The following is a 20250-nucleotide window of genomic DNA, read 5'->3' as shown; positions in this document are numbered from 1 at the left end:
TCCAGGACACGGCACAGAGAGTGAGTTGGCACATGAATGATACACGCAGGACACGAAAAGCAGCTCCGCGATTCGGGGTTAATCTGGACCACGGCTGGGTCAGCTATCTGGAAAACGGCACAGGGGAACCTGTCCTCTTCCTCCACGGCCTGAACGGCAATGCTTCCAGCTGGCAAGATCAGCTCAGCGTGCTTGCATCCGGGATGAAGATGATCGCATGGGACGCCCCCGGTTACGGCAAGTCGGATGTGGCGGGGAATACAGTCGAAGCTCTGGCCCGGGTTGCGATCGAATTCACCAAGCGAATATGGTCGGAGCCAGTCAACGTCGTTGGCCACTCCATGGGTGGGCTGGTGGCAATGAAAATGGCCGCGCTCGACCCCGCGCTGGTTAAACGCCTGGTGTTGTCCTGTACCCATCCCGGGCATGGCCTGAGTCAGAGCGGCGGTGCTAACGAGCGTTACCGGCGGCGTCTTGAAGAGCTTCGTGATTTGCCGCCCGAAGTCTATGGTGAGTGGAGGGCGAAAGGCATGTTGCCGGATGGCACCAGCGACATCATCTTCGGTAAAGTGGCGAAGATTGCGGCAGAGTCCAGGTCAGAGGGTGTTGCTAACGCCGCGTGGGCCATCCAGACCGAGGACCTGAAACCGGAGTTGACCCGGATTCAAGCGCCCACGCTGGTCATTACCTGTGACCAGGACAAGGTGGCGCCGCTGCACAAGGCCGAACCGTTACTGGCAAGAATACCGAACGTGCGTCACCTGGAACTCAGTGGCCTGGGGCATGCGCCCTATATTGAGGACGCCGGGCGTTATAATGCTGCAATTTCGGGGTTTTTATTGGGCGAGTGATCAACGTTCTTGATCACCGCTCATTCAGACACCAGATTGCGTTTGTGGAGTATTATCAGGCTTGGTTTATGTGCTTTTCGAACCTGAGGGTGATTAACGCAATGACGACCGGGTAGCGCCCAGTTGCGGCGATCACCACCTTTTGCTGAACAGACAGGAGGTGCGAGATGAGCAATATTCTGCTGACGGCTGAACAGGACTGCGATGCCCTGGAGGTGCCCTGCCAGGCTATCGAACTGATCCTGAGCCCGCGGGTGGCGGATCTTGGGGGATTCTTCGTGCGTCGTTTGTTGCCGACATCGAAGCGTAAGATGGTAGGCCCCTGGATCTTTTTCGACGAAATGGGCCCAGCCGACTTTTCTCCTGGTGATGGCATCAATGTACGCCCGCACCCACATATTGGTATTGCCACGGTGACCTACCTGTTCGAAGGGGAAATTTTGCACCGGGATTCCGTGGGCAGCCTGCAACCCATTCGCCCCGGAGACGTCAATCTGATGGTGGCAGGCAGGGGCATTACCCATTCTGAGCGGGAACGACCGGATATCACCAGTGTTGCGCATCGGCTGCACGGGCTTCAGCTTTGGCTGGCACTGCCCGAACAGCACGAGGAAACCGATCCGGGCTTCCATCATTACAAAGCTGACGAATTTCCGGTTCTGACAGTGGACGACGTTAGTGTGCGGCTCATGATCGGCAGCGCCTGGGGTGCCACGTCACCGGTTCAGCAGTTCTCGGAAACATTATATGCCGAGGCGATTCTGAAAGCTGGCCAGTCATTGGTACTTCCGGATACGGCTGAACGGGCGGTCTATGTGGTAGAGGGTGCTCTCAAGGCGGCAGGCAGTTATCTGCCGACCCATAGCATGACGGTATTCTCCCGGGGAGAATTGGTAACTGTTACGGCGGACGAAGACACCCGTTTGGTTGTGATCGGTGGCGAACCGGTAGGGCGGCGGTTTATCGAATGGAATTTTGTATCGTCACGCAAGGAGCGTATCACCCAGGCTAAAGATGATTGGCAGGCCGGGCGTTTTGACAAGGTGATCGGGGACGAGGTTGAGTTCATTCCGTTGCCGGATATAGCGAGAGGGTAGGCGAGATAATCAGGTGAGTCCGGCCCGGCTTCTGGAGGGCTCTTGCTGATGAAGCCCTCCCTGCCTCGGAAGTTGTAGTGTAGTTGTGGCGGGGCCCCAAATCTTTACCTGGCGAAGAGCTGGCCGATGTCGGCAAATGCCTTGAACTCCAGTGCATTGCCACAGGGGTCGAACAGAAACATCGTCGCCTGCTCACCCGGCTCTCCCTTGAAACGGATATAGGGCTCGATCACGAACTGTGTATCGCATTCACGCAGCCGCTTGGCCAGCGCTTCCCACTGCGCCCATTCCAGCACGATGCCGAAATGCGGCACTGGCACGTCGTGGCCATCAACCGCGTTGGTATGCGCGCTTTCCTGTGAGGCGGTCTTTGGATGCTCATGGATCACCAGCTGGTGGCCATAGAAGTCAAAATCGACCCAGTGATCGCTCGACCGGCCTTCAGCCAGGCCGAACGTCTCGCCGTAGAAATGCCGTGCCGCTGGCAGGTCGTATACGGGAATGGCTAGATGAAACGGGCAAAGTGCCATGAGTCTGTTTCCTTCAAGTTAGTGATGGATAGGATTTACCCTGCAGCAGTGAAATAGCAACCGTAAAAGCCTTGGCCGAACCCAGTTAAGCGCTGGAATGATCGTGCCTAAGCTGATCAGGAATATGCACTGAAAGGCTTAGGTTCATAGCTTGCAGATCAACGGGGCGCCCCAGGTAATAGCCCTGGAAGCAGTCACAATCAAGCTGAGCCAGGAGATGATGCTGGTTCCCGGTTTCCACGCCCTCAGCCACTACCCGCATGCCGAGGTTATGCGCCATGTTAATAATTGCCTCGATAATGATCCACTCGTTGCCGGAGTTATTCTCTCCTGTCTGCTGTACAAATGATTTGTCGATCTTGACCTCGTCGAAGGGAAGTCGGCACAGGTAGGCCATGGAAGAGTAACCAGTCCCGAAGTCGTCCATGGAAAGCTGGATACCTTGCGCTCTGAAGGCATGCATCTTTAGCAAGGCATCATCAAGGTCGGCTAATACCAGAGATTCGGTCAGTTCCAGGCACAAGCCTTCCGGTCGGGCACCGGATAGTCGAATAGTGGCCATAACCTGTTCGACGTAATCGACTTGATGGAATTGTTTGGAACTGACATTGATCGACACTTGCAGGCTCTCTGTGGGCGGTTGAGCCTGCCAGATGGCGAGTTGGGTGCAAGCGGTCTCCAGCACCCATTGCCCCAGGGGAATGATCAGGCCGTTGTCCTCGGCGATCGGAATAAACTCTGGTGGGGGGATCAAGCCTCGCTCCGGATGCTGCCAGCGTAGCAAAGCTTCCACCCCCACACAGAGGCCACTGCGACCCACCTGTTTCTGATAGACAAGATACAGTTCACCCCGATCCATAGCATGTCTTAGTTCGCTTTCCAGGCGAAAGCGTCGTGTCAGAATGGACTGGGTGTGTGGATCGTGGAAACGAATCATGCTGCGGCCTGCGGATTTCGCCTCGTACATGGCGGTGTCAGCCCGTCTCAACAGCTCTTCACGGGAGTGATCGGCGCCTTTGAACAGTGTTATACCGACGCTCGCTGCACATCGATACTGATAGCCGTTCAGATTTACCGGTTCGGTCAGGAGTTTGAGCAGATCGTCAGCAAGACGCCCTGCATGCTGTGTGGCCAGCTCTTCTTCTGCACCAATATCTCCGATGATAACGACAAATTCGTCCCCGCCGACCCGGGCAACAGTGTCGATCCCCCGAAGGCGTGTGATGAGTGTGTGGGCCAGGATCTTGAGCAACTCATCACCAAAAGAATGACCCAGGGTGTCGTTGAGGCTTTTGAAATCGTCAAGATCGAGAAACAGCAGGGCGCCATATTGCTGGTGTCGTTGAGATGACGCCAATGCCAATTCCATGCGATCTTCGAACAGGCGTCGATTCGGCAGGCCAGTCAAATCGTCGTAAAATGCCAGTTCATGGATGCGTGCCTCGGCTTGCTTCTGTTCGCTCACATCGGTGATAAAACCATTCCAGAGTATGGCTCCATCCGCCATCTGATCCGGCATGGCGTTGCCTTGAAGCCAGCGTTCTCCGTGATTCAGGCGAACCCGGTATTCATGCCGCCACACCTTGAGAGTTGCGGCCGATTCACGAATGGATGCCCTGACACCCTCCAGATCATCCGGGTGAATGATCCGGAAAATTGAGGTGGCATCATCCTTTACCTCATCCGGCGTGACACCGTGAACGGATTGGATGGCTTCGCTGGCGTATGGGAAGGACATATGGCCGTCGGGGTCCATCTGAAACTGATACACCATCCCCGGAAGACGGGGGACGAGCTTGCTGAAACGATCCTCGAGTTGCCGGGCTGCGTTTGCGGAGGCCTCGGCGATCCTGTCGGCCGCGATGATGCGGAACCGGAATACTACGGTAACGGTGGACATCACCAGGATGAAGACGCTGGCAATGACAGCCAGTGTCGCGATTAGGGCTTGATCCAACGTCTGCGTTGGAATTGGTGTAGATGCTCCGTCTATGGGCAGGAAAACGGTTGCGGTCATGGCCACATAATGGAGGCTTGATATTGCGATCCCCATGAGCGAAGCGCTGATGAGTTTGAATAAAAGGCCATAGTTGAGGGTGTAGCTTTCACCCTGCATAACCACTATTAGCCGAGGTACTGACAAGGCGGCACTCGCCATTACAACCGCAACAATGATAGATAGCAAAAAAAGTCCGGGCTGATACAGCATGTGTGCCTCGACACGCATTCCGCTCATACCGAGGTAGTGCATGACACCAATCCCCAGACCCATCAGGGCGCCGCCCACCATGATGGCAGCAACACCAGGTTTGTTCTTGTGCAATATACTCAGCGCGATATAACCGGCGGCGATGGCTGGAAGTACCGATAACAGGGTCATTCCGGGCTCGAAATAAACAGCCAGTGGCAGGCGGAAAGCCATCATGCCGATGAAATGCATCGTCCAGACGCCAACCCCCATGGCCACCGCGCCAATCAGATGCCAGCGGAAGCGTACCGACGCTGACTTGGTGGCGCGCATAAGATCCACGTGGCTGATACTGGCAAAGGCTGCCAGGATGGCAACGAACACTGAAAGGATGACCAGAGGTACCGAGTAGCTCCCGGAATAGGCTATCGCAAAGGGCGTGGTGGCATCGGTAAAGTGGAGTGGGTGCATGAATCAGGCATCCATTAAAAGTTGATACCATACCTCACTTGAGAGTTACCCTTCGTGGAACCAGGTCTGTGATCTCAAAAAGCGGGGCAACTGGGCATTTCACGGAGCTATACCCAATGCAGGCTTCCACTTTATGCTTGTCTCGTCCTTAAGTTGAGGGGTGCTGTGGCTCGTGTTGGCAAGATGCTATCAAATTCCGAACGCGGACACATTTTTCATTTTGTAAGCACGCTGCGGACTTTGCTGGGTGGCAGTGCCTCATACTGTAGCGGTTCAACGATTCCGAGCGCGAGCGCCAGCTATGCTAAACAGATACGACAACGGAAGACGCCAGCATCCTCCTCGCGGACCCATTCGATCCTGTGGCCGGTCAGTTCACAAAGTAACTGTAGGTCTCGACGGCCGCTGGGGTCATCGGCCAGCAACTCGACTTGCGTGCCGCTGGGCAAATTCTGAATGCGTTTTTTGAAACGCAAAATGGGGAGTGGGCACACCAAACCGACGGCGTCGATCTGGTGTACCTCTGTTTGCTGTGACACTGACTGATCAGTCAAGCCGTACATTCTCACTGCTGGTCTGCTCAGCTGAGGACCACCCGAACTGATTCAGAGCGGCCGGGGCGATGGCGGCAATGATCAAAGCTGCGACAAATGCGGAAATCATAACTTTCACGATGATTCTCCTCTGCCTTGTTTGGCTTCGACCTCAGCTACCCACAGGTCGTGGTGCTGGCGCGCCCACTCGACATCAACATGACCGTTACCCATGGCATCGAAGGCACCTTCCATACCGACAGAGCCGATATAAATGTGGGCGATAATGGCTACCATCATCACGAATGCCACAATCGAGTGCCAAATGTTGGCGTACTGCATCTCTTCGTGGGGCGTAAGGGCTGTCGGGAAATCCGTCCCCACAACACTGTTGATGGCGGCAAAGGTATCGGCAAACATTATCAATTCAAACGGGAACAACAGCGACAGGCCTGACAATGAGACTGAAAAACCCAATACCATCACGGTCCAGAAAACAATTTTCTGCCCGGCGTTGAACTTCTTTGCAGACGGATGGGCTTTGGTAAAAATACCGCCGCCCACCTTAAGCCAGTGCCAATCAAGCTTGTTGGGAATGTTGTGCGCCACCCACATGCAGAAGGTCAACACCAACCCCAACATAAACGCCCAGGCAATATTGTTGTGGACCCACTTGGAGCCCACAGCCAAAGTAGAAAAAGCATCCTGCCCGATAACAGGGATCAGGAAACTGCGCCCCATCAAGGTAAACAGACCCGTTATCGCTAAAGCGACAAACGAGCCCGCCAACAGCCAATGGCCAAATCGTTCGATGGCTTTGAATCTTTCTATCGTAGTGCCTGCAGGACCGCCGTCGATCTTGATTCTGCCGCGAACGAAGTAGAACACTATCAGCAACGCGATAATACCTAACAAAGCCAGACCGCCGTAGGTAATGATCGGACCTTCACGCAATTTGTACCAAGGCATGCCGCCGTCCTGAATCAGGACGTCAGCTGCTGGACCTCGTGCTTGCGTCCTGATATCACTCTCGTTATAGCGAATACCACGCCAGGTATCGGAGTCAGAAACCCCGCCCTGGGTACCCAATTGATCGCTGATCCCCGCCGCATTGGCTGGGTCACCCAGGTTTTCAGACCGAAAACTTTCGTCAACTTCCTGTTTTTCCTGCCGAGCCATGATGTCTTCGAGGGTCTGAGCACCCCCGGTACCCGCACGATCAGCCTCCGGGGCCTCCTGCGCCAAACCAGGGTTAGAGACCAGTGTCGCCAGTGCAAAGACGACGGCACCCAATATTTTAAGGGTCATGAAAGCACTCCAATAGAACCAACAAAAAGAACTCGTTGCCTTAATCGATTCCGGGGCCCAAAGGCCCCGGCTTGATCAGGCTTGCTCAGGCACCCTTCTTCTCGTAGGCCGTGCCCCATCCCCAGGCGCCTGAACCGAAACCACGGTTCACCACGCGCTGGCGATAGATGTCCGAAACCTCGTTACCGTCACCGGCCAACAGGGCTTTGGTCGAGCACATTTCCGCACAGATCGGCAACTTGCCCTCGGCAATACGGTTGCGCCCGTACTTATTGAACTCGGCTTTGGAGTTGTCTTCTTCAGGACCGCCTGCACAGAACGTGCACTTGTCCATCTTGCCACGGCTACCAAAGTTGCCCGCCTGGGGGAACTGGGGTGCGCCGAATGGACAGGCATAAAAACAATACCCACAACCAATACACAGGTCCTTAGAGTGCAAAACCACACCGTCATCGGTCTGGTAAAAGCAATCTGTTGGACAAACGGCCATACAGGGCGCGTCTGAGCAGTGCATGCAAGCTACCGAGATCGAACGTTCTCCGGGTTTACCATCTTCGATGGTGACCACGCGGCGACGGTTGATGCCCCAGGGAACTTCATGCTCATTTTTACAGGCCGTAACGCAGGCATTGCATTCGATGCAGCGTTCGGCGTCGCAAAGAAACTTTGCGCGTGCTTGACCTTCAAGTGCCATGTTATATACCTCTTATTATGCTGGCGAAATCGAACACAGGGTGCATTTGGTCTCTTGCATCTGCGTGACCGAGTCATACCCGTATGTCTGAACCGTGTTGGTGGATTCCCCCAGAACGTATGGATCGGCGCCTTTGGGGTACTTGTGCCTCAGGTCCTTACCTTCCAGGTGTCCGCCAAAGTGGAACGGCATAAACGCTACGCCTTCGCCGACGCGCTCGGTGATCATTGCTTTCACCTTGATGCGCGCGCCCTCAGGGCCGGAAACCCAGACGTCTTCGCCATCACGGAGATTCAGGTTATTCGCATCCCGCGGATTCACCTCAATGAACATGTCCTGCTGCAGTTCCGCCAGCCAAGGGTTTGAACGGCTCTCATCACCACCACCTTCGTACTCGACCAGCCGGCCTGAGGTCAGGATGATGGGGAAGTCCTCGCTGAAGTCCTTCTTCTGAATTGACTCGTACAGGGTCGGAACACGCCAGAACTGCTTGTCGGCATAGGTCGGGTAGTCTTCCACCAGGTCACGACGATTGGTGTAAAGCGGTTCGCGGTGAAGCGGCACGGGGTCCGGGAAGTTCCAGACAATCGCGCGCGCTTTGGCGTTACCAAAGGGTGCGCACTCGTGCTTGATGGCAACGCGCTGTATGCCGCCTGACAGGTCGGTCTTCCAGTTAGTCTCGGGGCCTGCAACCGCCTCAATGCTGGCACGCTCTTCGGCCGTAAGGTCTCCATCCCAGCCCAGGTCCATCAGCATCTGCATGGTGAACTCTGGATACCCGTCCTTGATCTCCGAGTTCTTCGAGTAAACGCCTTCAGCGAGCAGGTTCACGCCGTCGCGCTCGACACCATACCGGGCACGGAAGGTAAGGCCGCCTTCAGACACCGGCATCGACATGTCGTACAGGTTCGGTGTGCCTGGGTGGTTCATCTCGGGCGTGCCCCAGCATGGCCACGGCATACCGTAGATGTCGCCATCGCAAGGCCCGCCCACCGCACGCAGGGTCGTCTTGTCGAAGTGGTGCTGGTTCGCCATGTGCTTCTTGAGACGCTCCGGGGACTGACCGGTGTAGCCAACGGTCCACATACCGCGGTTGAATTCGCGAGTGATGTCCTCGATTACCGGCTCGTCGCCTTCGACGGTAATATTGCGGAACATGCGGTCGGTGAAACCGAACTTGTCGGCAAACAGCTTCATGATTTCGTGATCGACCTTCGAGTCGAACAGCGGCTCGATGACTTTTTCACGCCACTGCAGTGAGCGGTTGGAAGCGGTAACTGAGCCTGATGTCTCGAACTGGGTAGTCGCGGGCAACAGGTAGGCGCCGTCCTTCCGGTCGTGCAGCACAGCTGATACGGTGGGATAGGGGTCCACAACGACCAGCAGATCCAGCTTTTCCATAGCTTCTTTCATTTCAAGCATACGGGTCTGCGAGTTGGGCGCGTGACCCCACAGAACCATGGCCCGGGTGTTGTCTGGTTGGTCAAGGTTTTCTTTGGCTTCCAGAACACCATCGATCCAACGGGATACGGTAATGCCCTTCTCGTTCATCATGGCCACGGATTTGCCGTCTTTGTCCATGGTGGCAAAACGTCCCTTCAGCCAGTCCAGATCTTCTTCCCAGACTCGGGCCCAGTGGGCCCAGGAGCCAGCTGCCAGACCATAGTAGCCAGGCAGGGTATCGGCCAGCACGCCCAGGTCGGTGGCACCCTGAACGTTGTCGTGCCCACGGAAGATGTTGGTGCCGCCCCCCGGAACACCGACGTTACCCAACGCAAGTTGCAGCACACAGTAGGCACGGGTGTTGTTATTACCGTTGGAATGCTGGGTACCACCCATGCACCAGACCACGGTACCCGGCCGGTTGTTGGCCATAGTACGTGCTACACGCTCCAGTTGAGCACCCGGAGTACCAGTAACGCGCTCAACTTCTTCAGGGTTCCAGCGCTTTACTTCTTCGCGGATGTCGTCCAGGCCGTATACGCGGGTACGGATAAACTCTTTGTCCTCCCAGCCATTCTCGAAAATGTGCCAGAGCAGGCCCCAGATCAGCGCGACGTCGGAACCGGGACGGAAACGAACATACTCATCCGCATGGGCCGCCGTGCGCGTAAAACGCGGGTCGCAGACAATCAGCGGCGCGTTGTTCTGTTCCTTGGCCTTCAGAATGTGAAGCAGCGACACCGGGTGCGCTTCAGCAGGGTTGCCCCCAATGATGAAGATCGCCTTGGAGTTGTGCATGTCGTTGTACGAGTTGGTCATCGCCCCGTAGCCCCAAGTGTTGGCTACGCCGGCGACCGTCGTGGAGTGACAGATTCGGGCCTGGTGATCGGTATTGTTGGTGCCCCAATAGGCGGCAAATTTGCGGAACAGGTAGGACCCTTCGTTAGAGAACTTGGCGCTTCCCAGCCAGTAGACCGAGTCAGGGCCACTCTCTTCGCGGATTTGCAACATTTTGTCGCCAATCTCGTTGATCGCCACATCCCAGGAAATCTTTTCCCACTGGCCGTTGACCATTTTCATGGGATATTTCAGGCGGCGTTCACCGTGTCCGTGCTCACGCACCGATGCGCCCTTTGCGCAGTGAGCACCCATATTAAAGGGGCTATCCCAACCCGGTTCCTGGCCGGTCCATACGCCATTTTGAACCTCAGCTTCGACCGTGCAGCCGACCGAGCAGTGCGTACACACTGATTTTTTGAGAACGACTTCGCCACCCTGTGTCGATGGGGTCGCAGCTTTGACGCGTGTCGACGGCAGTGACAAAGCCGCCAAGCCACCCACTGCGACACCGGAGGCGGCCAAGAAACCACGACGGTCCATTGTTTTAGCAGCGAGGGATGAAAGTAAAGATCCCGCACGGGAGCCTTTCGCTACCCCGTTGGTTTTCTTCCTTAACATATCGATTACCTCTCTCTTTTTTTTATTCTCGTTTTACTGGCAGCGCGATCATCCAAGAGCCTTTTGCAACTTTGGATCACTCACACTTCCTTAAAAGCGAGCCGATTCGAAATATTTACGTGTGTGCTCAGTGTCACGTAAACCGCGGCTTTTAGGGGCGTCCTGGACGACCTTTGCTGCGGCATTCGGTGCAACCACCACTGCAACGGCAGATGGAACTGCAATTGCCGCCATTCGCAGGAAATTGCGACGGCTGTTGTCACGCTTTTGGTTGTCCATAGGAAACCTCCACCTGGGTTGAGGGATCAGGCTGATCCCGGTTATTGAAGTGCAAATGCATCAGTCTCTACCGCCATGAAAGCACGACCCAGTGAGCCCACCGGAGCGTAGAAAATTGCAGTTTGCGCTTTTTCCAAATCGGTAAAAAACAACGCTGCCCACTTTGTCAGGTGCGCTTCAAAAAAGGCTTTTTGCGAAGACAGATCACTGTCGCACTCAAACTCGCCCGTAATGATTCCCGCCATGATTTCGCAAAGTGTGCCTATATGATCTTCCGGTTCTTTAACGTTATCGATGGCTCTGACGCCTCTGGCCATCAGGTCGCCACGCAAATCTGCAAGAGGCTTCTCGTTCAGAAAACCGGTCAGGTAATAACTGGCATATGGAAGCAGTTCACCACGGCCAACCCCGATAAAAAGGTTGTTGTATTCGCGATTGGCGGCGTCAGGTGAGGTGCGTTCGGCCAGGGCAGCCAAGGTCTTGGAGGCTATCCCCATAGCAGTATCACCGCCCTGCAAGGATGCTAGGCCTTTAAGTAGCTCACTCGAAGGTGGGCCGCCCAGTAGGGCACCCAAAAGTTGGTACATTTGTGCTCTCGCGCGATCTTCGTTACTGATCGAGCGAGGGCACCGGACTTCCGCAGTGTTGGACAACTTGTTTCTCTCTCATATTATGTCTTTATTTAAATTGTTATCTTCATCTTATAGCCCCAATCACCCCCGGGCGCAACTTGGGTTCTGACTACCGACTTAATAGTGAAAACTCATCCTTGGTCGATAACGCGGTGCAGGTTCTGCCTCAGTAACAACGGGTTCGACGCGCCGCGTTGAGGAAGGTTCAATGACGGGTTCGAGCTCGGATTTCTCAGCGACGCTATCTGGTGCATTCTCAGTTACAGCCGCATCTACTCCTGCAGGGGTAGAAATTTCCGAAGCCTCCGCCGGCTCTTGTTGCTCTTGAATCTGATCCCCGACTTCCTCATCAGCTTTTGGGGTTCTATCAAAACCCTGGCCTACCTTGTACAGGGTCTTCACAACATTGCCTGCACTGGCAGCGTCCGTGAAATCTTCATCATAGTCATTGAGCCCGTCCAGCACCGCCAGAACGGGGTTGGATTTCCAGAGCGAGCGCAGGGCCCGGCGGCGCAGGAGTTCAGGAATCTCTTTGCGCATGAACCCTGTAAAATCGGTACCGAGTTCAATGGCATCCGGGTTCGGTAAATTGTACTTCTCTAGCACCTCGTGCTCAGGCAAGGCCTCATTGATGGCCAGCTCTCGCTCTTCGGGTGATGGTTCAGGCTCAACGGACGACGGTGGGGAAAGCTCTGGTTCCTTGCTGGCTTCAGTTTTTTTGCGCGACCAGCGCTGTAATCGTGACTCGGCCATCAATGCACCCTCGATTTTTTAATGTCGGTGGGTGAACGGAAGACATCGCTTTCTTGAGAAATACGCGCATCACCTTTGCCGTCCTCGATGCCGTCAATACGGACCTCGTCACGACGACGTTTCTTGAACGGCTCTTCGATGTAGTGCATGTCGATAAACTCTTTAATCCAGGCCGCTAAGGATTCGGGAATCGGAACAGCTTCGACCTGGCTTTCGCCACTATCCAGAGCGTCCAGCGCCTCATGAGCACTGGCAGTAACGGCGCTGACAACCCATCCTGAAGGCGATCGATTAGTCTGATCTCTATCCATTATGACCCAGACGGAAGGGGCAGCCATATTCAGGGATACGAGGTAACCTTCTACATCGGCGCGAAATAATTCCATAGTCACAGTGCCAGCGTGGTAATCAACTACCTCGCCGTCGCGAACCAGTTCTTTCCAGAACGCATCCGGTGCACCTGGTAAAACAGCCGTCGGCTTCCAGTTATCCCGAGCCCACTGTGTCACACCGGGCTTCCGTCGAACGACGGCGCCGATTTTTAACTCGCGCTTCCAACTCTCTATGTTACGGCTCATAACACCTCTCTCTAATCAAATTAGCAGAGCACCGGTAATTAGCCAATTATCCAATTGTCCAATGACTGGCAGCTGTGTCATCCTCGACAATATCGGATAAACACATATACGTACAATAATAACTGAGAGGGTTAAAATTCTGATGACGGCACCCAAAACCCTACTGTTGTGCACCTGCGACAAAACTCAGTCTTTTAGTCCCGAGGTACTGCAAACGGCTGCGGGAGCTGAGCAGGTATTCGTGGTGGATCAATTGTGCGGCACTGAAATGAATATTGCCGCCGAGCACTTGGGCGGCAGCAATGAAGTGCTCATCGCCTGTGGCCAGCAGGCTGCCTCGTTCGAACGCTTGAGCGAAGATATTCAGGCTGAGATTCAACATTCGGTGCCGCTGGGCTCAATCGACATTCGGGATCGGGCCGGTTGGAGCTCACCGACCGCTGACTCCTGGCGCCTGTACGCCAAACAAGCCGCCTTGATCGCTGCGGCCCAGCTAACGGCTCCTGTGGCGCCTGTTAAAACGATTGAGTCCAGCGGTGTGTGTTGCATTGTCGGCCCTACCGAGAAGGCCGTCAGGATGGCTGAGCTGGTACAGGACGAGCTGGGCGTCACCTGTATCGTCAACGATGCGGGGCCGATACAGCTGCCCTCCGCCGGTTACGACATGGCTAAAGGCCAATTGACGACCGCCCAAGGCGCGCTGGGCAACTTTAAACTGGAGTTTGCTCAGTTGCAGACTCTGAATCTCGCTGGTCGCGGAGCTCTCGGTTATAATCAGGTTAAAGCTTCCGCTCATAGTGAGTGTGATGTGTTTATAGACTTGCGTGGCGGTGAGCCAGCATTTCCCAGTCACCAAAAACGCAACGGCTACTTTTGGGCCGACCCGACCAAAACCGGAGAGTTGGAACGTATTGCTCTGACTGCCAGAGACCGGGTTGGTGAGTTCGAGAAAACCGTGTATTTCAAGCTGGAAGAATCGTTATGCGCGCACTCCCGGGCGAACAAACCTGGCTGCACCCGTTGCCTGGAGGTCTGTCCCACCGAGGCGATCTTTTCCGCCGGTGATCACATCCAAATCGATTCCGATATTTGCGCTGGCTGCGGGTCCTGTGCGGCGGTTTGCCCGACCTCAGCCGTGACCATGAACGAAACGCCCTTCGAGGCGCTGACCAAAGCCGTGGATGTCATGGCCAGGGTTTACCGGGAACAAACCGACGAAGCTCCGCGTCTGGTTTTCCACACCTTGGGCGATGGCGCTGACGCCATTACCCAGTTGGCGCGATATGGCGAGGGGCTGGCGGACGATCTTATCCCGCTGGGACTGGAACATGTCGATCGTATTGGCCATGCTGAGGTACTGGCCGCGTTTGGAGCGGGCTACGCTGAAGTCCTGATCCTGGCGGACAACGAGACCGACCGCCAGGTTGTTGCCGCCGAAGTAAAGCTGGCTCAGGCCATGCTTATCGGTAGCCACAACGCCCCCAGTCGTGTCAGAGTGATCTCCGACAACGAACTTGGCGCGGCGGGGGATAACGCTGGTCGCGTGAGCGAACCGGTTTTACTGGTCGGCGGCCGCCGGGACATCACGCGGGTCACAGTCGCGGCAATGGCAGGGAAGATCGAAACGCCGATCCCCCTGCCAGCGGGCGCACCTTATGGTGCGATCGAGATCAACTCCGATAAGTGCACGCTCTGCCTGGCCTGTGTTTCACTGTGCCCCACCGGCGCCCTGGGAGACCATCCGGACCGGCCAGAGGTTCAGTTCACGGAGAATGCCTGTGTTCAATGCGGCATATGCGAAAGCACCTGTCCCGAGACGGCCATCACGCTGAAACCTCAGTTGGATATTTCCAAGGACGCGCTGAGTGCCCGGGCACTGCATGGCGAAGACCCTTTCGAATGCATCAAATGTGGCACGCCCTTTGGCGTCGCCAGTACCATTAACCGAATCGTGCAAAAACTGGAAAACCAGCACTGGATGTACACCAACTCTGATAATGTTCAGTTGATCAAGATGTGTGACAACTGTCGGGTAAAAGCCCAGTTCCATGGGGATAAAGCGCCCATGGCAGGGGGCGACCGTCCTCGGGTTCGCACCAGTGACGACTACCTGGACAGCTAAAAACCAAACAGGACACAACATGGTTCAATATACCGACGTCGGACAACCCAACCTGATTGGTACCGACGCGCCCCGGCCGCAAGACAAAAACCCGAAGGGGATTGATCGCATCATCGCCATTGCTTCGGGTAAAGGCGGTGTCGGCAAGTCGACTGTGGCATCCAATCTGGCTGTCGCGCTGGCCTCGAAAGGTCTTAAAGTGGGTCTGTTGGACGCCGATGTCTACGGACCCAGCCAGCCTCGCATGCTGGGTGTTTCAGGCCGCCCATCCAGCCCCGACGGGCATACCATCCTGCCCTTGCGTAATCATGGCGTGACCCTGATGTCCCTGGGGCTGATGACCCCGGACGACGAAGCCATCATCTGGCGCGGACCTATGCTGATGGGGGCCCTGCAACAGATGATGAACCAGGTGGATTGGGGCAGGCTGGATGTGCTGCTGGTGGATCTTCCTCCCGGTACCGGTGATGTTCAAATGACCCTGAGCCAGAAATTCTTTGTTGCGGGGGCCGTTGTGGTCTCGACACCTCAGGACATTGCGCTGATGGACGCGCGCAAAGGCATTGATATGTTCAACCGGATGGACGTGCCCTTAATGGGTGTGATCGAAAACATGGCATCCTTTGTCTGCGACGGCTGCGGTAAAGAACACCATCCCTTTGGCTCCGGCGGCGCTCGGGCTGAGGCACAAAAAATTGGTGCACCCTTTCTGGGTGAGATTCCCCTGGACCTGGACATCCGTATCGGTTCGGACGGTGGCATCCCGATTGTGGTATCAAAGCCGGATAGCCCTCAGGCACAGGCCTTCCAGCGCATCGCTGATGAAATTGTGGCCTCTGACGCATACGCCCGGGCCATCCTATGATCGAGTCGCCCCAGTTTCCGCCGTTACTCACGGGAGAGGTGGTGCCCAGGCACACGGATCCCTTTGATCAAGCCATCAGCAGGGCCATCGAGGGTGTCGATTCAGGCACAGTTTTTTACTCTGAGGCAGGGGGTACCTTGCGCGCTGCCCTGGTATTGGCGCCGGAAAAGCCTCTGGAAGAGGCAATTCTGGCGGTCTATGTTGCCCAGATAGGCCTGGCCGAGAGTCTGGGCGCACTGGCGCCACCGGAAGTGCCGGTGCACTTTCAATGGCCTGACCGTATCAAGGTCAATGGTGCGGTCTGTGGTGGGGTTCGCTTTGCGGCGGATGTGTCAGATCCAGAGGCGTATCCTAACTGGTTAGTCATCGGTATCGATATGCCCTTTATACCTGTGAGCGACGAGCCAGGCGAAAATCCGAATGAAACCTGCCTGCTGGATGAGGGGTGCAGCGACATCACCCCCATGGCGCTGCTGGAGAGTTGGTCCAAGCATACTTTGCTGTGGCTGACCCACTTTCTGGACAGTGGGTTTGAGCGCGTACACAACGAATGGCGGCCACGCTGTGACACCCAGGGCAAGATGATCGATCAGCCAAGATCCGGACTTTTTGTTGGACTGGATGAAAAAGGCCGGATGCTATTACGCCAGGATGACATGACCGAGACATTGAGTTTGATTAAATTCGCGGAGCGCACATGAAACTGGCCCGAAGCCTGCGACTGGATGTGTCCGATGAAAATGTGTTCGAAGCGCCAGCCCCCAGTGGCGAGTGGGCCATCTCCGGCGGGTTCGAATTTTCCAATTGGACCGAAGCAGATTTGAAGGGTAAGGCCCGCCAGGCTTTCACCAACGGTTGGTACAGCATAGAGTCTGGCGGGCGCGCCAGTTTTGTGGGCGTCTGCAACATCACGGAAGCCGAATTGGAGCAGCTGCGCCAGACCCTGGCGAAGACCTTTGTTGAGCGTTACGGCGCGCCGGATATCGACACGGCCTATCCCTTCGCTTGCGAAGAAATCGACCAGATGCGCCGTATGTGCGAGGACTTCGAGGATAATACCCTGCTGATGGTCAGCCGCACTCTGACCGAATTAGGTGTTGAGGAAACCTACCGCTCCCGGGCCCCGCAAGATGCTTCGCTGGAGGCCTTTGCCGTTCACGGCAGCGTCGATTGATTCTGCTCAGTAAGGATTAGAGCCCGAAGCTGCCGTAGGGGATAAATCGCACGGGAGTTCCTGGCTCGATTTGCTGAGCGCTCTCATCCAGTTCCACCAAACCCTCGGACCAGGCCAGACCGGTCACTCGGCCAGATCCCTCAGAGCCGAATACCTCAACCTTTCCATCACGGACCCGTGCGCGCAACATCTCGCTGCGCCCCGGCTTCTTGTTCTTGGTAAAGTTTGCTGGCAGGACATAGGCTTGGGGTTCGAACCATTCAGCCCCTGCCAGTAGCGCCATTGCAGGCGCCCCAAAGCGCAGCGCGCAGACCCAGGCGGCAACCGGATTGCCCGGCAACCCCAGCACGGGCGTTCCCTGAAACATGGCCAACGCCAGGGGGCGACCCGGCTTGATCGCGATACGCCAGTTGCTGATGTCACCATGAGCTTTCAGCGTTTTCGATACATGATCCTCGTCACCTGCGGAGATACCGCCACTGGTCAGGATCAAATCGCATTGCTTTGCGCCTCGCTCCAGGGCAGCTTTGACGTCCTCGGCACGGTCCAGCACATGGCCCAGGTCCACCAACTTATAGCCGAGCTGAGCCACCAGAGCACTCAGCATCGGGCGGTTTGCGTCATAGATCTGCCAGTCGGTGACCGTGGAACCGACTGGTTTCACTTCGTCACCCGTTGATAAGACGCCGACTCGCAGCCGCTGAAAAACATCGACCGACTCGACACCCACACTGGCGAGAACGGAAATCTGGGTAGGCGTCAGGTGGGTAGACGCTGTGAGAATCCGCTCCTCTGCCTTGATGTCTTCTCCCGCTTGACGGGAATTGGATCCTGCTTTTAACGTGCCATTCAGATGTAGCTGCCCGTCTATGACCTCGCAGTCCTCTTCCAGGGCCACTGTATCAGTGCCAGCAGGTATTACTGCACCGGTTAAAATCCGGATAGCGTAGCCTTTAGGCACATGGCCGGTGTACGGCTCCCCGGCGGCGCTCCGGCCATCTAAAAGAGGCATGGTGCAGGGCACCTCGGTTAACGGACCCGCAAAAGCATAGCCATCGACTGCAGAATTGCTACTGGGGGGATGGGCGCGGGGCGCATAAATATCAGTCGCCAATATCCGGTCACTCATCTGGGAGAGCGGAACAGCGCGATCCACACCCACTACTGGATGCAAGCGGGAACGTAACCGCTCCAGGGCTTCGTCCACCGGCGTCCAGTTCACCCCTGGGGGCAAGGCAAAACAGTCGTTACGCAGCTCGTTCATAACTTTTCATAGCTTTCCTGAACTCAGAATAAAATCAGCTATTCCGTGAGCATCGTTTAAATCAAAACGGTCCAAATCAGAACCGGCGCCCGCAAACTCCGAAGCATAGTCCGTTGCCACGGCAATGATAGTGGGGTCGTCCGGGTGCAGTGGCCCACTTAGGCACGCTCGCCTGTGTACTTCAATCTTGGGGTGTGAATGCGATTTGAATCCCTCGACCACAACCCAGTCGCAGGGGCCTAACCGGGCCAACAGCTCATCGAGTGTCGGCTCGTCGGCGCCACGCAGTTCGTGCATGATGGCAAAGCGCTGCCCACCCGCCAGGATGACTTCCCGGGCGCCAGCGTCACGATGATGGTAGCTGTCGGTGCCGGGCTGGTCCACATCTACGCCGTGATGGGCATGCTTGATCGAGTTAACCGTTAAACCACGGCTCGATAGCTCGCGAATCAGGGCGCTGGCCAGGGTCGTTTTTCCACAGTTTTTCCAGCCCACAATGCCTATTACATTCACTTCAGGTGTTGCTCCGCCCAGGCCAGATCTTCCGGCGTGTTGATGTTGAAAAAGTCGTCCGGGCCGAACAGCGCCAGCGACTCGCCCTGGGCCTGGGTCCACTGACGAATCTTGCGCACACCGTCATTCAGGCTGGCTCGCAAGTCATGCCGTAATGCGACCTGCCACCGGCCAAACGTCGGCTGGGGCAAGCGGCCACGTTCTGGATCAGGTGTGGCTGCCAGCACCACCGGGGTATCGAATTCGGCCAATCGTTCTGCCAGGTCCAGAGGGAACGACGGGGTATCCGCGGCGACGCTGATCAGCCATGCATGTCCCTGTTCGGCAGCCCAATCCATGCCCGCGAGCACACCAGCCAGCGGGCCCGGAAAATCGGCGATCGAGTCGGCTACCACGGGCAAACCCAGATCATCAAAACGGCTCAGGTCGCCGTTGGCATTCAACACTACGGCGGCGACCTGCGGTGTGATTCGATCGACAACACGCTGGATCAATGACCGATCACCCAGCATCAATCGTCCTTTGTCACCCCCGCCCATCCGGTTTGCCTGGCCGCCCGCCAGAATCACTGCGCATTCAGTCATGCTTCGCCCCTTTCCGACGCAATTTTTTATCTTCATCGGGAACCTGCGACAAATCCTGATCGAACACCAGGCGGTGATGGCCACTAAGGCAGGTAAATTTCTTGCCTCGCATCCGCCCGATCAGCGTCAACCCGACCTGCTGGGCAATGTCGACGCCCCAGGCCGTAAAGCCTGACCGGCTGATCAGGGTGGGTATGCCCATCAGGGCTGTCTTGATCACCATTTCGGAGGTCAATCGCCCCGTGGTATAGAGGATTTTATCGGCCGCCGATATGTCATTCAGGTGCATCCAGCCTGCGATCTTGTCGACCGCGTTATGGCGCCCGACATCTTCCATGTAAGCCAGAACCTCAAGCCCCTGACACAGGGCAGTGCCGTGAATCGCACCGGTTTCCATATACAGGCTGGGCGTGTGGTTGATCTTATACGAGAGGTCGTAAAAGGTACTGGTGTGCACCGGTGTATCCGGCAAGGACAGCCCGTCGAGCCCCGCCATCATGTCACCAAACACAGTGCCTACTGCGCAGCCGGAGGTCCGGGTTTTCTTTTCAAGTTTGTCCTCTACATCGGTCACATTTGCAGTGCGGACGACCGCGACTTCCAGCTCTTCATCGTAATCAATCTTCGTGACCTGATCGGCCTCCTTGAGCATACCCTGATTCAGGAGAAAACCGAGGGCCAGATATTCCGGGTGATCGCCGATGGTCATTGCCGTGACGATCTCCTGGCTGTTCAGATAGATAGTCAGAGGACGTTCTTCGATCACACTGATTGACTTCGATTGACCGGTTTCATCAACTCCTTCAACAGTGCGGGATAGCCGAGGGTCGGTAGGATTCGGCAAAAGAGGTGTAATTATCATTTTTATTGTAGCCCTTTAAGGGACGCCTTTAATCGGAATCTCTATGAAAGG

21 protein-coding genes are annotated in these 20250 nt (G+C 56.0%); 6 read left to right on the top strand and 15 right to left on the bottom strand.

Features of this window, described 5'->3' with window-relative positions; all coding sequences use genetic code 11:
* Nucleotides 1-32: 32 nt before the first annotated feature.
* Nucleotides 33-851, top strand: a complete 819-nt coding sequence (locus WEB64_RS05420) for an alpha/beta fold hydrolase (protein WP_368061496.1) — start codon at nt 33-35, stop codon at nt 849-851.
* A 167-nt stretch (nt 852-1018) separates the two neighbouring features.
* Nucleotides 1019-1948, top strand: a complete 930-nt coding sequence (locus WEB64_RS05415) for a pirin family protein (RefSeq protein WP_368061495.1) — start codon at nt 1019-1021, stop codon at nt 1946-1948.
* A 104-nt stretch (nt 1949-2052) separates the two neighbouring features.
* On the opposite strand, the gene WEB64_RS05410 is transcribed toward WEB64_RS05415, so the two are convergent.
* From WEB64_RS05410 to WEB64_RS05360, 11 genes are all read right to left on the bottom strand, one after another.
* Entirely contained in the window at nt 2053-2478 is a 426-nt protein-coding gene (locus tag WEB64_RS05410) for a VOC family protein (RefSeq protein ID WP_368061494.1), read from the bottom strand.
* Nucleotides 2479-2563: 85 nt separating this feature from the next.
* Complete coding sequence (locus tag WEB64_RS05405) at nt 2564-5137, bottom strand: EAL domain-containing protein (RefSeq protein ID WP_368061493.1); 2574 nt, start codon at nt 5135-5137, stop codon at nt 2564-2566.
* Between the two features lie 299 nt (nt 5138-5436).
* On the bottom strand, nt 5437-5700 hold the full coding sequence (locus WEB64_RS05400; RefSeq protein ID WP_368061492.1) for a sulfurtransferase TusA family protein: 264 nt from the start codon (nt 5698-5700) through the stop codon (nt 5437-5439).
* Nucleotides 5684-5809 (bottom strand): hypothetical protein, encoded by a 126-nt coding sequence (locus tag WEB64_RS05395; RefSeq protein WP_368061506.1) that lies wholly within the window; start codon nt 5807-5809, stop codon nt 5684-5686. The genes WEB64_RS05400 and WEB64_RS05395 overlap by 17 nt, the downstream gene beginning before the upstream one ends.
* Nucleotides 5806-6978, bottom strand: coding sequence for a formate dehydrogenase subunit gamma (locus tag WEB64_RS05390; RefSeq protein ID WP_368061491.1), 1173 nt, complete (start codon nt 6976-6978; stop codon nt 5806-5808). Before WEB64_RS05390 ends, WEB64_RS05395 begins: the two co-directional genes overlap by 4 nt.
* An 85-nt stretch (nt 6979-7063) precedes the next feature.
* On the bottom strand, nt 7064-7672 hold the full coding sequence (gene fdh3B, locus WEB64_RS05385) for a formate dehydrogenase FDH3 subunit beta (protein WP_368061490.1): 609 nt from the start codon (nt 7670-7672) through the stop codon (nt 7064-7066).
* Nucleotides 7673-7687: 15 nt separating this feature from the next.
* On the bottom strand, nt 7688-10573 hold the full coding sequence (locus tag WEB64_RS05380; protein WP_368061489.1) for a formate dehydrogenase subunit alpha: 2886 nt from the start codon (nt 10571-10573) through the stop codon (nt 7688-7690).
* A 90-nt stretch (nt 10574-10663) separates the two neighbouring features.
* Nucleotides 10664-10852, bottom strand: coding sequence for a twin-arginine translocation signal domain-containing protein (locus WEB64_RS05375; RefSeq protein WP_368061488.1), 189 nt, complete (start codon nt 10850-10852; stop codon nt 10664-10666).
* Between the two features lie 41 nt (nt 10853-10893).
* Entirely contained in the window at nt 10894-11439 is a 546-nt protein-coding gene (locus WEB64_RS05370; RefSeq protein WP_368061487.1) for a molecular chaperone, read from the bottom strand.
* 162 nt (nt 11440-11601) lie between these two features.
* Nucleotides 11602-12237, bottom strand: a complete 636-nt coding sequence (locus WEB64_RS05365) for a DUF3306 domain-containing protein (RefSeq protein WP_368061486.1) — start codon at nt 12235-12237, stop codon at nt 11602-11604.
* Entirely contained in the window at nt 12237-12815 is a 579-nt protein-coding gene (locus WEB64_RS05360) for a DUF3305 domain-containing protein (protein WP_368061485.1), read from the bottom strand. Before WEB64_RS05360 ends, WEB64_RS05365 begins: the two co-directional genes overlap by 1 nt.
* A 142-nt stretch (nt 12816-12957) precedes the next feature.
* On the opposite strand from WEB64_RS05360, the gene WEB64_RS05355 reads away from it, so the two are divergent.
* Genes WEB64_RS05355 through WEB64_RS05340 form a run of 4 tightly spaced genes read left to right on the top strand, consistent with a single transcriptional unit; the run spans nt 12958 to nt 16976 of the window.
* Nucleotides 12958-14937 (top strand): 4Fe-4S binding protein, encoded by a 1980-nt coding sequence (locus WEB64_RS05355; protein ID WP_368061484.1) that lies wholly within the window; start codon nt 12958-12960, stop codon nt 14935-14937.
* Nucleotides 14938-14956: 19 nt separating this feature from the next.
* Nucleotides 14957-15802 carry an Mrp/NBP35 family ATP-binding protein gene (locus WEB64_RS05350; RefSeq protein WP_368061483.1) on the top strand — a complete coding sequence of 282 codons (846 nt, stop codon included), beginning with the start codon at nt 14957-14959 and terminating at the stop codon, nt 15800-15802.
* Nucleotides 15799-16503: a biotin/lipoate--protein ligase family protein gene (locus tag WEB64_RS05345; RefSeq protein ID WP_368061482.1), complete on the top strand. Its 705-nt coding sequence runs from the start codon at nt 15799-15801 to the stop codon at nt 16501-16503. The genes WEB64_RS05350 and WEB64_RS05345 overlap by 4 nt, the downstream gene beginning before the upstream one ends.
* Nucleotides 16500-16976 carry a DUF6505 family protein gene (locus tag WEB64_RS05340; protein ID WP_368061481.1) on the top strand — a complete coding sequence of 159 codons (477 nt, stop codon included), beginning with the start codon at nt 16500-16502 and terminating at the stop codon, nt 16974-16976. The genes WEB64_RS05345 and WEB64_RS05340 overlap by 4 nt, the downstream gene beginning before the upstream one ends.
* Before the next feature lie 16 nt (nt 16977-16992).
* Here WEB64_RS05340 and WEB64_RS05335 read toward each other — a convergent pair whose 3' ends face one another.
* The 4 genes from WEB64_RS05335 to fdhD are packed head-to-tail and all read right to left on the bottom strand — an operon-like array spanning nt 16993 to nt 20199.
* Nucleotides 16993-18240: a molybdopterin-binding protein gene (locus WEB64_RS05335; protein WP_368061480.1), complete on the bottom strand. Its 1248-nt coding sequence runs from the start codon at nt 18238-18240 to the stop codon at nt 16993-16995.
* A 6-nt stretch (nt 18241-18246) separates the two neighbouring features.
* The gene (gene mobB / locus WEB64_RS05330) at nt 18247-18753 is read right to left on the bottom strand and encodes a molybdopterin-guanine dinucleotide biosynthesis protein B (RefSeq protein WP_368061479.1); all 507 of its coding nucleotides are present in this window, start codon (nt 18751-18753) and stop codon (nt 18247-18249) included.
* Nucleotides 18750-19337 carry a molybdenum cofactor guanylyltransferase MobA gene (gene mobA, locus WEB64_RS05325; protein ID WP_368061478.1) on the bottom strand — a complete coding sequence of 196 codons (588 nt, stop codon included), beginning with the start codon at nt 19335-19337 and terminating at the stop codon, nt 18750-18752. The genes mobB and mobA overlap by 4 nt, the downstream gene beginning before the upstream one ends.
* A complete protein-coding gene (gene fdhD / locus WEB64_RS05320; protein ID WP_368061477.1) occupies nt 19330-20199 on the bottom strand; it encodes a formate dehydrogenase accessory sulfurtransferase FdhD in 870 nt (289 codons plus the stop codon). The genes mobA and fdhD overlap by 8 nt, the downstream gene beginning before the upstream one ends.
* Nucleotides 20200-20250: the final 51 nt, after the last annotated feature.

Source organism: Marinobacter sp. (genome assembly GCF_040882185.1).
Classification (GTDB): domain Bacteria; phylum Pseudomonadota; class Gammaproteobacteria; order Pseudomonadales; family Oleiphilaceae; genus Marinobacter.
This window is presented reverse-complemented; position numbering and strand designations above follow the sequence as displayed.

Excerpts from the sequence above, each read along its gene's own strand:
- fdhD (WP_368061477.1), bottom strand. The coding sequence starts at position 20,199 with ATGATAATTACACCTCTTTTGCCGAATCCTACCGACCCTCGGCTATCC.
- WEB64_RS05345 (WP_368061482.1), top strand. The coding sequence starts at position 15,799 with ATGATCGAGTCGCCCCAGTTTCCGCCGTTACTCACGGGAGAGGTGGTG.
- WEB64_RS05415 (WP_368061495.1), top strand. The coding sequence starts at position 1,019 with ATGAGCAATATTCTGCTGACGGCTGAACAGGACTGCGATGCCCTGGAG.
- WEB64_RS05390 (WP_368061491.1), bottom strand. The coding sequence starts at position 6,978 with ATGACCCTTAAAATATTGGGTGCCGTCGTCTTTGCACTGGCGACACTG.
- WEB64_RS05335 (WP_368061480.1), bottom strand. The coding sequence starts at position 18,240 with ATGAACGAGCTGCGTAACGACTGTTTTGCCTTGCCCCCAGGGGTGAAC.
- WEB64_RS05400 (WP_368061492.1), bottom strand. The coding sequence starts at position 5,700 with ATGTACGGCTTGACTGATCAGTCAGTGTCACAGCAAACAGAGGTACAC.
- WEB64_RS05340 (WP_368061481.1), top strand. The coding sequence starts at position 16,500 with ATGAAACTGGCCCGAAGCCTGCGACTGGATGTGTCCGATGAAAATGTG.
- WEB64_RS05380 (WP_368061489.1), bottom strand. The coding sequence starts at position 10,573 with ATGTTAAGGAAGAAAACCAACGGGGTAGCGAAAGGCTCCCGTGCGGGA.
- WEB64_RS05355 (WP_368061484.1), top strand. The coding sequence starts at position 12,958 with ATGACGGCACCCAAAACCCTACTGTTGTGCACCTGCGACAAAACTCAG.
- fdh3B (WP_368061490.1), bottom strand. The coding sequence starts at position 7,672 with ATGGCACTTGAAGGTCAAGCACGCGCAAAGTTTCTTTGCGACGCCGAA.
- WEB64_RS05365 (WP_368061486.1), bottom strand. The coding sequence starts at position 12,237 with ATGGCCGAGTCACGATTACAGCGCTGGTCGCGCAAAAAAACTGAAGCC.
- WEB64_RS05410 (WP_368061494.1), bottom strand. The coding sequence starts at position 2,478 with ATGGCACTTTGCCCGTTTCATCTAGCCATTCCCGTATACGACCTGCCA.
- WEB64_RS05405 (WP_368061493.1), bottom strand. The coding sequence starts at position 5,137 with ATGCACCCACTCCACTTTACCGATGCCACCACGCCCTTTGCGATAGCC.
- WEB64_RS05375 (WP_368061488.1), bottom strand. The coding sequence starts at position 10,852 with ATGGACAACCAAAAGCGTGACAACAGCCGTCGCAATTTCCTGCGAATG.
- WEB64_RS05370 (WP_368061487.1), bottom strand. The coding sequence starts at position 11,439 with ATGTACCAACTTTTGGGTGCCCTACTGGGCGGCCCACCTTCGAGTGAG.
- WEB64_RS05420 (WP_368061496.1), top strand. The coding sequence starts at position 33 with ATGAATGATACACGCAGGACACGAAAAGCAGCTCCGCGATTCGGGGTT.
- WEB64_RS05360 (WP_368061485.1), bottom strand. The coding sequence starts at position 12,815 with ATGAGCCGTAACATAGAGAGTTGGAAGCGCGAGTTAAAAATCGGCGCC.
- WEB64_RS05350 (WP_368061483.1), top strand. The coding sequence starts at position 14,957 with ATGGTTCAATATACCGACGTCGGACAACCCAACCTGATTGGTACCGAC.
- mobA (WP_368061478.1), bottom strand. The coding sequence starts at position 19,337 with ATGACTGAATGCGCAGTGATTCTGGCGGGCGGCCAGGCAAACCGGATG.